Source organism: Clostridium vincentii (assembly GCF_002995745.1).
GTDB classification, from domain to species: Bacteria; Bacillota; Clostridia; order Clostridiales; family Clostridiaceae; genus Clostridium; species Clostridium vincentii.
On the sequence record NZ_PVXQ01000010.1, the window covers coordinates 36,796 to 50,857 of the forward strand.

A 14,062-nucleotide genomic window follows, 5' to 3' on the forward strand; every position below is an offset into this window, starting at 1 on the left:
GTATATTAAGTCATTATAAAAAAATAAAGCTAAGATATTCTTAGCTTTATTTTATAAACTATATTAATTTAATTCTATCTTATGATAATTCTTTTTTCCTCTTTTAATTAATGCAGCTCCATCTTTAAAGTCATCTTTAGTAATTAATCTTTTCAAATCAGTTATCTTTTCCCCATTAAGAGATAAGCCATTCTGTTGAATTAATCTTCTACCTTCTGCTTTTGATGGTATTATTTTATTTTCAGCTAACACTTCTAATAATTCTGTTCCTATTTTATCTGCAGTAATTACTACTGTAGGGACATTACTCATATCAGCTCCGCCTGAAAATAATGCATCTGATGCTTCAGTGGATTTTTTAGCTTCTTCTTCTCCATGTACAAGTTTAGTTACCTCATAAGCTAATCTTTTTTTAGCTTCATTAATTTCGGCACCTTCTAATGCACCGAGTTTTCTTACCTCATCCATGGGTAGGAATGTCAATAATGCTAGGCATTTTTCAACATCGCCATCATCTACATTTCTCCAATATTGATAGAACTCAAAAGGAGATACTTTCTCTGGGTCTAGCCATAAAGCTCCACCAACAGTTTTTCCCATCTTTTGTCCCTGGCTATTTGTTAGTAATGTACAAGTCATTGCAAAAGCTTCACCTTGTGCCTTCTTTCTTACTAATTCAACGCCAGCAATCATGTTAGACCATTGATCATCTCCACCAAGTTCCATTTTACAATTATACTTTTGGTTTAAAACGTAAAAATCATAACCTTGCATCAACATATAGTTAAATTCTAAAAATGATAATCCCTTTTCTAATCTTTGCTTAAAACAATCTGCACTTAGCATTCTATTAACTGAGAAATGGCTTCCTATATCCCTTAAAAAATCAACATAATTTAAGCCAAGTAGCCAGTCTGCATTGTTTACGATTAGTGCTTTATCATCGGAAAAATCTATAAATCTTCCCATTTGCTTCTTAATTGAATCAACATTAACTTGGATTTGTTCCTTTGTAAGCATCTTTCTCATATCAGTCTTACCACTTGGATCTCCTACCATAGCAGTTCCCCCACCTAATAAGGCTATTGGTCTATGTCCTGCTTTTTGCATATGAGCCATAAACATCATAGCTATAAAATGTCCAACATGTAAGCTATCTGCAGTTGGGTCAAATCCTATATAAAAAGTTATTTTCTCCTTCTCAAGCAATTCTCTTGTCTCATTCTCATGAGTGAATTGCTTTATGTATCCACGATCCAATAACTCATCTAATACATTAGCCATTTTGTACCTCCTGTTTTTTCATCATTTAGATATATATTATATAGTATAAACCCATATATATCTTTAATCAACTTAATACTTATTTTTCATATAATGAATAAAGCTGTCTTTAGAATTATTCTAAGAACAGCTTATTTTTCAATCTATTTAAATTAAAATTAATTTCAAAGTTATGCTACATAAACTCTTCTAGTTCTATTAAATCCCTGGTAATATAACCTTAAAACTGTTCTCTACTCTAGAATTTATTAATTTAATCTTGCCTCTCCCTTTAAATGCATTTTGCATTCTACTAAATCCTTTTCCATTCTTTAAAAATATATTTCTATCATCTAAGGTTATTAACTTTTCATATATCCACATATTTCTTTTCATATAATTTTCATTGTTTCCTTTTATATTCTTTTCTATTCGCCCTCCTGGGCTCTCAATAATAATACTTTTTCTACTTATAACAACTTCAATTATTCTATTAACTTCTGAATATTCCCTATACAACACTGCATTTTTAATAGCTTCCAAAATTGCCTCAACAGGATACTCTGTTTCAAGTATTTCATTAACAACTCTTTCTGAATTCAGTATCATATCTAGAAGATTACCTTGAATAATAGTAACCTCTTTGTATCCTTTATTGACATCATTTATTATCCTTATCATATTATAAGGAATAACTAGACTATTATTATCAGAAAATACAAGTAACCCTCCATAAGTACACTTTTCCTTTCCGCTTTCCTTCTCCCTATAAATTATTCCAGAACTCTCTAAAAGGAAACTTTTATTGTCATCATTAATATATATCCCCTTATTTCTAAAATATTTATCAATAAGCTCCATATTTAAAAATTCTATACTGCTTTTCATTGCAGGAAAGGTTTCTATACTTAAATCTAAATTCTCTTCAAACAATGTTAGAAGTTCTTGCTTTCTAATTATATCTGTAGTTGATCCTCTTCTAATGTAGAAGGCACCATTTTCTTTTATTTGATAAGGCTTTTGATTTCCATCATATATTGTTATAACCCCTATATTTTTTTCATGAAACTTTAAAAACTCAACCTCAATTGGAATAGGAGGTTCACATCTTGATGTAATGATTTGTTGTACTTGTTCTTCCTTAAAAGTTTCTTCCTCTTTAACTCCTATTGCCTCTTTACTCTTATCTTCTATCCCTACTATAAGATAACCTCTACCACCTTTTGAATTGGCTATTGCACTTATATCCTTAGCTAATTCTTTTTTGCCACTTTCGGTCCATAATTCAAGCTTTACTTTATAATCTAATTTAGGCCCTTCTCCCCTTTTAATTAAACTTAACAGCTTCCTGGTATCCATTATTAATCCCCCAATATAAATTTAACCTTATCTAAAAATACAGCTATACTAAAACATTAAAATACACTTCATGTCAAGGACAATTCATTTTCTGATATAAAAATATCCTATAGAGTAGACTTTTTTTGTCTACTCTATAGGATATATTGAAATAGATTCCAGTATGTTATTAATTTTTACACGTCTGTCTCTTATATAATCTCCAATATAACTCAGAAGTGATTGTGTGATTTTGACAATCTAGTTAGAGTAGCCTATACAGCATTTATACTAACCTCAAGTTTTCCTGCATCCCAGGCATTATTTGCATTAGCCGTGATGATAAAATATAACTTGTCCCCTTTTGTTACATTAAGTGCCCTAATATTTATATTCTTAGTATTGTCGACTGTAGCACTTACTGCAACTACATCCTCCTGCAATTTTTGGTCATTTTTATAGATTGTTAGTTTAACACCATCTGGCCAAGTTGGATTAACATCTGCATGGGTAAACTTTGTGTATTTACCTATTATATCAATAGTTCCATCTTCTCCCACTGTCCATGTATATACCGCTCCCTTATTTACTGCCGGATGAACAAAATCAGATTTTATTTCAAGACCATCAAGCCCTGGCTGATAATACTTTTCGCTATTAGCATCATAACCTGTAGCATCAGCAAAATCCAAATTGCTTGTTCCATATCCATAACCCCATCCATTATTTCCTTGAACTCCGAAATCAAAAAATAAGTTGGCATTATTTGCTCTATCTGGAACCGTAAATGTTAATGTTATATCTACTCCCGCTGGATTAATTCCTTCTGCTGCTACTCTTACCAATAATGTATGATCTCCACTGAAATCTATAGCATTAAACACTCCTTCTACATATGCTACATATCCTGCATTATCTAGATTGTATTCCATTCCTGTTGCCATTCCAGTTACAGTATTTGCTACATCATTGATTGTTACAATCGGTACTGCTGGTCTTACTGAATTACTGAATGTTATATCACTATCCATAGAGAATATTCCCCACTTATGATTTTGCATATTATACATACGTGTAGTGAAAGCAACTTCATTGTTCACGTAAAGCACTGCAACTGAGTCATCAATCACCACTGAAAAATCTAAAGTAGCATTGTCCCCAATAGTTAATGATTTAGTAGACTCTATTGCTCCTAGTGATTCATCTGTTGATGCACTGTAAAATTCTAATCTTCCATACTGACGGTTAAAGACAATATTTAATGGAGCTTTCCCATTATCTTCCACATTAAACATAAATCCAAAATTATTATTCTTGCCTTTTGTATTTATTTTTCCTGTGATTTTACTTATTCCATTAACTTCACCGAAAGTCACTGATTCATAGCCATTTCCTGTGAAAGAATAGTCGTTATTGTTTTTGATTACTGTTTGCGTCTTATTCATTTCAGTAAAATCTGCATAATTATTTATTGCATTTATAGCTTTTTCTACTGGAGTTGCACGAAGGGTACCATCTGCATCTTGTTTGATTTGATGCACTACTAAATTACCTCCCCAGTTATACTCACCTGAATCAGTATAACCAACTTTTGTTGGATTCCATCCAAACATATAAACGTTACCATTGGAATCGTTTTCAAATTTTCCAGCATATAAGCCATTTCCATCCAAGCTATCATCGAATCCTAGTTTAGTAAATGGTCCCATTGGATTAGTAGCTATTCTATAATGAACAACTCGTTTTCCAAACGGATCTTGTGCTGATTGATCTGAGAATGTAAGATACCAATAATCTCCTAATTTAAATAATTGAGGACATTCTAAGTTTGTGTTATCTGTATCATTGGCAAATAATACTCCTTGATCAGTCCATGTTTTTAAATCATCTGATGTATAGCGTGCTATTACACCTGTATTATCTTTCCTAGTTGTTATAAGCATCCAATACTTATTATCCTCTTCATTATAGAAAACATATGAATCTCTAAAATCATTTCTAGAATACTGAGGTGCTGCAGAAAATGTATCTTCAGGTATCTTAGTCCAATTTTTAAGATCAGTACTTGTAGCATGCATTATAACCTCGTAGGGTTCTCCTGTATCTCTACGATCATTAAAGGCAGTAAAGAATGCATTATACAAACCATTTTTATCCTTAATAACAGAACCAGTACCTAAAGCAAGATCTTGATCTGCATTATTATTTGAGTGATTAATTACAACACCTTCATTTTGATAATCATAAAAATTCTCTGTTGTAATTAAGCTCCAAGGGTGGAACCCATTTTCAGTGCTGTCTCTTATATCATCTAAATAAAATATATTAAATTTACCATTTTCATAATAGGGCATAGTGTCTCCAATATAACTTAGAGGTGATTGTTGTGATTTTGGAAATATAGTTGGACTAGCATATGCGGAATTTATACTGGTCTCTTCAACATTTGCTTCCACTTTGCTATTTGAACTCAAAATACCCTGTGAAATAATAACCGTTACTGCTAAGATGCATACCGTGTTTTTGATTTTCATCAATTTCTCCTCCTTAGATTTTATATGTATGTAATTGTAAAGAATCAACTACTGAATTTTCTCATGTAGTTAATTCTTCACCATATGCCCTTAATGTTAAGTTATAGTTGTGTACTAACCCAATTCCTCTACTAGTAAGTTTATGTTTCTAAATTCTGATGGTCCATTCCATACATTTAATCCAAATTTCCCTGTTGTATAATAATTTTGTTCTATCTTATCACACACTAATTTATCATTTATCTAAAAACTAATTTTATTTCCTTCTAATTTAACTTTTAACTTGTACGTCCTGTAGGTTGTTTCACCAACATTACCATTTGCAAGTTCAACTTCACTTCCATCTGGTAACCGTGCAAACATTCTCCAAGAACCCCACTTTCCTACATTAGCTATAATACCTCCGCCTGCAAAGAAATCATCGCTTTGAGCAAATAATACAACACCTGCAACATCACCACTTGCTGGTATTTGGTTACGCCAATCCCCTAAAATCTTAGAATCCATGTCTAAAGTATATGTGTTTTTAGCAATATCTATATTTTGATCTGATATTGCAAAACCATTTTGATCTTTACCTTTATCCACCACATAGCTATCATCAGAAACATGTAAGTCCCCTGGTGTATTGTCAAAAGTTAAACCCGACTCAGGAATACTTGTTTTAGTACTTGGAACATTATTCTCAAGAGTTACATTTTTAAATGCTGTTTGTCCCCCAAAAACATTTAATCCAAATCTTCCTGTTTCAAAATCTTGATTAGTATCACAAACTAATTCATCATTAATCCAATACTTAATATGCTTGCCATTTACTTCTGCTCTTAATTTATATATACTATCGTCTGCTTTTGGAACTATACCGTAAATTAAATCCTTAACTATTGGATTTCCGTCTCCATCAAGCCCTGTGAATTCAAACACCCTAAATTCACCATTTTTATTTATATTTACTATTACAGATCCTTCTTTTGGATTTGCATTTTGAGATAATAGTATAAGGCCTGCCGTATTTCCATCTGATACATCTGCATCTGCCGCGAGTGTAGATACCATTCCAATCTCATTGGTTTGTTCTGCTACTGCGAATGCATCACCCTCATCATTCCCTACATAAGCATCATCCTTCACATACCAAGTCCCATTAGTACTAAAATTAGATAAATCCTTAATAATACTACTTGGATCATTACCATAAATATTTAAATTAGCTGTTTTTTCAGCCTTTCCATCTTTAGAAACAGCAGTTAAAGTTGTACTTCCTGCTTTTACTGTCTTAAATGTTGTCTTTATATTATCTTGGCTTACAATTTCTAAAACCTGAGCATCTGAAAATTTCCATGTAACACCTTGATCTGCTGCTTCAGGAAGTATAGCTGTATAAACAGAAAATTCCTCCCCTACAGTTTTACCTAGTTCTTCCTCACTTAATGATACTAAAACAGCTTTAGTTCCCTTAAGTTCATTATTCCAAATACCACTTAATGGATAGTAGTTAATTGTAGCTTTTGTCTTTCCGCCAAGTGAGTATACTTCGATTCCTTGACTTGAACGATTAGGGAAAACTTGAGCTGCGCCACATACCTCTCCATTATTTCCATATACTTCTACAGATGATGAATCTACAAAAATATGCAATTGAATTTTACCATCTGCTGTTTTATTTATCTTACTACTATATGCTTGTGCGAAATTAATTGGTGCTTGTCCTGATTTTGTACGATCAAGGGTTACTTCTTTAGTTTCAGTATTATACTTAACTATTGTTTCTTGATCTGCATCTTTTCCAACACGTAATTTAAATCCAAACTCAGTTGTATCTGCATCAGGTGCAAACTCTGCAACAATTTCATATTGACTTCCAGATAAACTACTCATAACATTAGTCTGATCTGGAGAAATTGTAACATCCTCAAAAGTTGTAGGTTCTTTACGCAACGTTTCATATTCTTCGATTGGTTGTTGTATCATACGAACTCCATCAGCTGTTTCAGCTAATTTTAATTCAGTTTGCAAAGTAAATTGTCCGTTAAATGTTTTTGTTATTGGGGCAATAGCATTACAATAATCCCAATTATTCATCCAGTTAATCATAATTCTTCGCCCATCAGGTGTACCATTTTCACCTACACCATAATAAGTTTGAGCTGCATATGAATCTTTAGAGAAATTCATAACAAAACGTTCATCAGTATCAGGAATAAATGTCCAAATACCATCTACTTCTTTAAAATCACCAACACGATAATATCTTCCGCCTTCGCTCAATACCCATTTGAAATTTCCAGTATCTCCAACTTCTAATTTAAATATATCTGGACATTCTGTTTGAATTTCTGGTTGCATAGCCTCTGGTTCCCAAGTCTTTAAATCTGTTGATGAGAAGAATCTTAGTGGTCCGCCTGCAACTACCATCATCCATTCATCAGAATCTTCGTTATAGAATACTTTAGGATCTCTAAATGCCGAATCATTTAACGGATCATCTTCTGTTGAAATAACAGGATTTCCTTCGTATTTAGTCCATGTTCTTCCATCATCTTTACTGTATGCAATACTTTGTTTTTGTTTCTCTATGCCTTCATCATTTTTATAATGTTGAGTATAGATTGCAACTAATCCGCCGCCTTCAATTCCATCAAAGAAACCACTAGTATTATCTTTATCTACAATTGCTGATCCCGAGAAAATTGTTCCACCTTCATCTGGCTCTAAAGCAATTGATAGTTCTTCCCAATGGATTAAATCCTTACTAACTGCATGTCCCCAATGCATTGGGCCCCATACAACGTCATCTGGATAATATTGATAGAATAAATGGTATTCACCATTAAAGTAAACCATTCCATTCGGGTCATTGGCCCATGCCTCAGCAACAGAAAAGTGATACTGTTCACGATAATCTTCTAAATAATCAGTTGTAATACCAGCATTAACATTACCAATACCATCGCTATTCCCATTGCTATTACCATTACCATTACTATTCCCATTACTATTTCCATTACCATTACCATTACCATTACTACTTAAAAGATATAGTTTACTTGATTCTACTGTATCCCAAGAATTTAAAGCATCTGAATTAGTGCCAGGAATTTCTAGTCTATCTAGATTTACTACTTTAGGTGGTATTATGATTTCTTCTGTATCCATATCTACACTATCAGTCTCCTTTTCTACTCTAACTACCTCAGTCTGTATTTTCTCCGATTTATTTAAATAATACATTGCAGAAATAGTTGTTGCTGTTATAAGCGTAAGTGCTATTGTTATTAGTATTGTTAACTTTCTTTTGTTCATTATATATCCCCCTTCATGTTAATTGCTTCTTACATTATTTTCATTCTAGTATAGGTTTACATTAGATTGCTACCCTTAGGAACAAACTTAACTCTCATTATATTAATCTATATAGCAATTAGCATGCCAAGTTAGTATATCAAAGTACTTTGCTTTTTCTAAATGTTGATCTTAACGGCATACACGTGATCTTACACTTTTATTTAACATTAAAAATTCTCTTTCTAAATATTTTTAATATACTTCAGATAATAGTATCAATACACTGACAACATATTTTAATACACTCACTTTATGATTTTTATCTATTTCACCAAGTTTATTGTGTTTTTTAGTATCCATTAAAAGAAAAAAGCACAACTATAATAAAACATTATAGAGTGCTCTTAATATTATTGTTTATTGCCGTAATAAGTAACTTTATTTTTACCTGATTCTTTACTTTGATATAGTAATATATCAGCTTCATTTATAATTTCACTAACAGTATCTCCATCTTCAGGATAATAGCCAATTCCAAAACTTGCAGTTATTATTTTTGAATCCTCTCCGTTATCAATAACATTACCTGATATACTCTGTCTGATGGCTTCTATTTTATCATATACCTCTTTTTTATCTTTGAAACTATCAATATAAAATATAAATTCTTCTCCACCATATCTTGCTAATACATCTCCATCTACTAAGAGCTTTCGAATAGCTTGATTAGTTTCAATTAAAGTCTGATCTCCAAATTGATGTCCATAATCATCATTTATCTTTTTAAAATCATCTAAATCCATCATAACTACTGCATACCGCTTATCAGGATTAGCAAGTGCTTTATCTTCAACTTTTTCAAAGAAATATCTTCTATTATAAATTCCAAGTAGAGGATCTTTCTTAGAAGCTTCATGTAGTTCTCTATACAATATTGCATTTTCAATGCATATTGCTATTTGACTGGCAATGGATTTTAAAAATCTCTTATGCTCTTTATCTAAAAAATTATATAACTGATGCTCTACTAGTATAAATCCAAAAGATTTATCTCTAATTTGTATAGGCATAGCCATTACTGAGCAAATTTTAACATTCAAACATTTGTAATCTCTGATTCCATCTAAAGAATTAATTAGATATTCTTTTCCTAATTGAATATAAACCTTCTCTTGACTTGTTAATTCAACTTTTTTATTCTTTACATTAGTTGCTTTTATTACAAGTTCTCCATCTTCCTCAAGAAATATAGTTGAATAAGCAACACCAAGCAATCCTAATACCATATCATTTATCATGGATATAAGATTTTCATCACTTAAAAATGAATTAATATACTTGCTTATTTCAACTATGTTAGCTAGCACATTAATATCTTTTTCCAATTTCATATTTTTTTTAGATAAAGTTTGCATTTGCATTTCTGTTTTTCTTTGGTATTTTTCAAATTCCTCTTTAATTTCATCATTTCCCAATCCAGAATCTTGCATTTTCTCCCACCTTACTTTGTATAGAATTAACCCAAACCATAATTTTATAACTACTTCTATAATAAACCATTTTATAAAGTATATCAATAATTTAGGATAAATTTGAGTCCTTATTTTTCTATACTACTATAAGCTGTCTATTGCTAAATTACTTCCGTCTATAATAAGGTTAACTTCTGTCTCAAGTATGGTTTTAGATAGTATTTTCTCTTTATTTAAAGAAGGATATTTTTCTTCAATTAATCTGTTTACCCCTAAAATATCTATTTCCTTTTCTTTATATCTTTGAAAAAATTCCTCTTCATATTTTTTAAGCTTCCATTCTTCATTAACTTTAATAGTCTCCAAAGCAGCTTGTGTCATCTCCAGATTCCCTTGAATCTCACCTATAGATAATTTAATATTCAGTTTCTTTTTTAAAAGAATATCCTCACCCTGAACTAATATCTCACTCTTATTATTACCATTTAAGATATCTAAAGTAATAAGCTTACTAGCATCATTAGGATTTGCTACTTGAAAAGTTCCACCCTTAACTCTATTTTTTAATATGTTATATGTAAGAGCATCCTTTTGCTCTAGTTTATCAACCATATGGTTATCCTTCATTATCACTCCACCATTTAGTTCTACTTTGTTTGCAATCCCCTCTGATTTTAATTCTATAGCACTCATAAGACTTATACTGCTTTCATTTTGACTATTAGTTACATAATCATTTACATTAGTTTTTATTACTGTTCCGTTATGTTTATTATTCTCTACTAACTGATCCAAGTATAATCCTAAATATTCTTCCTCATCATTAGTAGTTTTTAATAAATCATCAATTTCCCCAAAATATACAAACATATAAGGATCAAGACCAAATTCCTGATGATTATTTATTAGATCCATATGATTTTTTACACCATTTTTAGCTACTTGCTCTGAAAATATATAAGCTCTAACTTGGCTAAAATTAATAACATTACTTGAAGATACATTAATGTTTCGAATTGCTTCAAGTGCTGTTTTTCCAGTCCCCGTTAACATTATTCGTTTACCCTTATCAGAACTTTCATTAGCATCTCTATAAGGGCGGACAGAATCCAAATAAACTATTATATTATCATAGTCATCTTTATCAAAAATAATAGATGTTGCAAAGGTTATTCTATTTATTTCTGTATAATTAAAACATCCCCCTAGCGGCAATATTAATAACACGACTAATAAAATACTAGCTACTCTTTTCTTCATTATTATCCTCCTCCCCATTTCCTATAAACTTTTTAGATATCCTTCTTAAGTCACCCCTAAATAATATATCCTTGAAATTATAGATAGCTGTACTTCCAATTGGGAAAAGATATGAATATCCTCCTGTCTCAAGCTCTCCTAATTTTACAATGAGGATAATAGAACTAATAAGGAATCCAGGAAGTCCAAAAAGCGAACTAACTATAGTTATAATCATTGACCATATAGACATAGCTCCATATACTTTTGGAATTAAGAAATAACTTAAGGTACTAGCGGCAACTACTATAATAGTTGTTCTAGATGCTATCCCTGCGCCCACAACAGCATCTCCTAATATCAATGCTGCAACTATACTCATAGCTCCCCCAATAGGCTGTGGAAGCCTAAGACCCGCCTCCTTTATTAATTGAAAGGCTAATATCATCATTATCACTTCTACAATAGTTGGCAACGGTACCCCAGCCCTTGATACAGCTAATCGAAATACAAAAAGTGATGGAATCAGAGAAAAATGATGAGTTATTACTGCAACATATATACCAGGTAAAAATGTTGCTATAAAAAATGCAACCCATCGTAGAACCCTAGTTAAACTAGAGAAATATTTATTAACATAATAATCATCTGGAGCTTGGAAATTTTCTAAAAAGAAATATGGTACAGTTATTACAAATGGTGTTCCATCCACCATTACAGCAACTCTACCCTCTAAGATTTTTGAAGCTACCTCATCAGGTTTTTCTGTATAACCTATAGTATCAAAAACAGATTTTTGGCCTCTAAGTTCCTCTTCAATGTAATTTGTATCTAAAAGAAATTTTATATCTAGATTACTTATAGTATCCCTTATTTGCGATACTAAAGAATCCGGAGCCGTACCTTTAATATAGCAAATACATACAACCGTCTTACTCTTTTTTCCTACTACTAAGGGTTCGAATTTTAAATCTGAATTCTTTATTTTACGTCGTATAAGAGAAATATTATCTACAAACAGTTCTGTAAAACCTTCCCTTGGCCCCTTAACAACAGCTTCTGTAACAGGTATAGATACAGATCTTCTAACAAAACCCTTAACTTCACAGAAAATTATTTTATCATGGTCTTTAAATAGTAGGACTACGTCTCCAGCCAGAATATGAGAAATAGCATCCTCTAAATCTTTAGCATAATCTGCAATATTAATATCTAAAACGTTAGTAATTATGTCCTCGATACCCGTGCATTCAAATTCTTTTTTCTTTAGAGGTGTGACTATATATTCACTAATGAATTGAGTACTACACAAATCATCTACAAATACTAAAGTACAGGTTCCTAAGCTAGTCATTATTTCTCTATACTTTACGTCAAAAGCATTTTCAAATCTCTTTTTTACATAATTAACATTATTATTCATTAAACATCACCCAAATATATTATCTCTCCAGGAAGGTTTAATATTCTCTTTTTTGCTAATACTAATATTAAATTAATTAAGGAGGATTTTTATGAACAAGTTATCTTCAAGACATTTTATGTTTTTTATTATAGCTACAAGTACTATAGCCCTAAGAAGTTATTCTTCTATTTTCATCAATTATGGGGGAAGGGATACATGGTTAATTTCACTTTTTGCATCCTTAATTATATTTTTCTACTTTACATTTCTACTTTATGTATTTAGAAAAACTAATATTTACAACATAACTGAAATTTTTTCTAAGGTTCTTCCAAAAAGAGCTAATAATATTTTAATTTTTATATTTTCCATAGGATTATTTCTATCCGCCATAGAATCTGCATCCGTTAATGCAAACTCTATACATACAAATTATTTTCTCTCCACCCCGACTTGGTATTGCTTATTATTTATTATAATACCAGCAGGTTATGTTCTACTTAAGAAGTTTAACTCCATACTTGTTTTGGTTATTATTATAGGAACCATTACTTTAATTGGGGATATTATTTTAATAGCGCTACTACTTAAATTCTTAGACTTTAACTATTTACTTCCCATCATGGAGAATGGTATGACAAATGATAAATGGCTTTGCCTTTTAGAAATCATTGGATCTTTCTCCTCAATTGTTATAGCTTTGCCTTATTTAATATATTTAGATAAAAAAGAATCTCTTCTAAAACATAATAGCCTTGCAATAACCATAAGCTGCATACTAATTACCATTTCCTTTATATCAGCAATAGCATTTTTCAGCCCTGATCGGGCTGGTAAAATATTTTATCCTGGTTACATAGAATCTCAAAGGGTACAGATTGCAGGTTTCTTTGAATTTGGTGAATTGTTTTATATATTTAGAAGTGTTTGTCTATGGTTTATTAAATATATTTTATCTTCCTATGGGATATTGTTATTATATAAAGATAAAATCAAGAAACAAAAATCATTTGTAATTTTTTATAGTTTAGCACTTTTTATTGCATCATTTATAGTAACTCAGAATCAATATTTTCTCTTTTACTTCCTTAGGTTGTTCCAATTAACTAATTTAGTCTTTTTTATTGCAATTCCACTTGTAATCTTTATTATATTTTATTTTGGTAAATACAATAAAAAGGTTACAAAGAAAATTATTCCTTAATTGATTTATTATAGCAGATAAATTGTATCATTCCTCCATCTATCTGCTATAATAATAGAAACTGGTAATTCTCTATGATACTAATACTTCCCTTAAATTTCAGGTGAGGTTAGAGTTATCAAAGTCAATTTACCCTATGATTTTTAAGGAGGTAATTTCAATGGAAGACAAAACAATAATTTGTAAAGACTGTGGACAGGAATTTTTATTCACTATAGGTGAACAAGAATTCTTTAAAGAAAAGGGATTTGAAAACGATCCCGTTAGATGCCCAGCCTGCAGAAAAGCAAGAAAAGCTGAAAGAATGAACGATAGAAGATAA

General features: G+C 31.0%; 9 protein-coding genes. 2 read left to right on the forward strand and 7 right to left on the reverse strand.

What is annotated here, in order from left to right:
* Positions 1–63: 63 nt before the first annotated feature.
* The 7 genes from tyrS to CLVI_RS06380 all read right to left on the reverse strand — a co-directional run bounded on the left by tyrS (position 64) and on the right by CLVI_RS06380 (position 12,554).
* Positions 64–1,284 carry a tyrosine--tRNA ligase gene (gene tyrS, locus CLVI_RS06350; RefSeq protein WP_106059274.1) on the reverse strand — a complete coding sequence of 407 codons (1,221 nt, stop codon included), beginning with the start codon at positions 1,282–1,284 and terminating at the stop codon, positions 64–66.
* Positions 1,285–1,482: 198 nt separating this feature from the next.
* On the reverse strand, positions 1,483–2,622 hold the full coding sequence (locus CLVI_RS06355) for an AlbA family DNA-binding domain-containing protein (RefSeq protein ID WP_106059275.1): 1,140 nt from the start codon (positions 2,620–2,622) through the stop codon (positions 1,483–1,485).
* A 254-nt stretch (positions 2,623–2,876) separates the two neighbouring features.
* Complete coding sequence (locus tag CLVI_RS06360; RefSeq protein ID WP_207655335.1) at positions 2,877–5,135, reverse strand: glycoside hydrolase family 32 protein; 2,259 nt, start codon at positions 5,133–5,135, stop codon at positions 2,877–2,879.
* A 243-nt stretch (positions 5,136–5,378) separates the two neighbouring features.
* Positions 5,379–8,438: a glycoside hydrolase family 32 protein gene (locus CLVI_RS06365; RefSeq protein WP_106059276.1), complete on the reverse strand. Its 3,060-nt coding sequence runs from the start codon at positions 8,436–8,438 to the stop codon at positions 5,379–5,381.
* Positions 8,439–8,830: 392 nt separating this feature from the next.
* Positions 8,831–9,910, reverse strand: a complete 1,080-nt coding sequence (locus tag CLVI_RS06370; RefSeq protein WP_106059277.1) for a sensor domain-containing diguanylate cyclase — start codon at positions 9,908–9,910, stop codon at positions 8,831–8,833.
* 126 nt (positions 9,911–10,036) lie between these two features.
* Positions 10,037–11,152 (reverse strand): Ger(x)C family spore germination protein, encoded by a 1,116-nt coding sequence (locus CLVI_RS06375; RefSeq protein ID WP_170065608.1) that lies wholly within the window; start codon positions 11,150–11,152, stop codon positions 10,037–10,039.
* Positions 11,133–12,554 (reverse strand): spore germination protein, encoded by a 1,422-nt coding sequence (locus CLVI_RS06380; protein ID WP_106059279.1) that lies wholly within the window; start codon positions 12,552–12,554, stop codon positions 11,133–11,135. The genes CLVI_RS06375 and CLVI_RS06380 overlap by 20 nt, the downstream gene beginning before the upstream one ends.
* A 91-nt stretch (positions 12,555–12,645) precedes the next feature.
* Here CLVI_RS06380 and CLVI_RS06385 point away from each other — a divergent pair, with 91 nt between their 5' ends.
* Positions 12,646–13,740: an endospore germination permease gene (locus CLVI_RS06385; RefSeq protein ID WP_106059280.1), complete on the forward strand. Its 1,095-nt coding sequence runs from the start codon at positions 12,646–12,648 to the stop codon at positions 13,738–13,740.
* Between the two features lie 160 nt (positions 13,741–13,900).
* Positions 13,901–14,062, forward strand: a complete 162-nt coding sequence (locus CLVI_RS06390; protein ID WP_106059281.1) for a zinc-ribbon domain-containing protein — start codon at positions 13,901–13,903, stop codon at positions 14,060–14,062.

Coding starts and splice junctions, on each gene's coding strand:
- CLVI_RS06370 (WP_106059277.1), bottom strand. CDS start 9,910: ATGCAAGATTCTGGATTGGGAAATGATGAAATTAAAGAGGAATTTGAA.
- CLVI_RS06385 (WP_106059280.1), top strand. CDS start 12,646: ATGAACAAGTTATCTTCAAGACATTTTATGTTTTTTATTATAGCTACA.
- CLVI_RS06355 (WP_106059275.1), bottom strand. CDS start 2,622: ATGGATACCAGGAAGCTGTTAAGTTTAATTAAAAGGGGAGAAGGGCCT.
- CLVI_RS06360 (WP_207655335.1), bottom strand. CDS start 5,135: ATGAAAATCAAAAACACGGTATGCATCTTAGCAGTAACGGTTATTATT.
- CLVI_RS06365 (WP_106059276.1), bottom strand. CDS start 8,438: ATGAACAAAAGAAAGTTAACAATACTAATAACAATAGCACTTACGCTT.
- CLVI_RS06375 (WP_170065608.1), bottom strand. CDS start 11,152: ATGAAGAAAAGAGTAGCTAGTATTTTATTAGTCGTGTTATTAATATTG.
- tyrS (WP_106059274.1), bottom strand. CDS start 1,284: ATGGCTAATGTATTAGATGAGTTATTGGATCGTGGATACATAAAGCAA.
- CLVI_RS06390 (WP_106059281.1), top strand. CDS start 13,901: ATGGAAGACAAAACAATAATTTGTAAAGACTGTGGACAGGAATTTTTA.
- CLVI_RS06380 (WP_106059279.1), bottom strand. CDS start 12,554: ATGAATAATAATGTTAATTATGTAAAAAAGAGATTTGAAAATGCTTTT.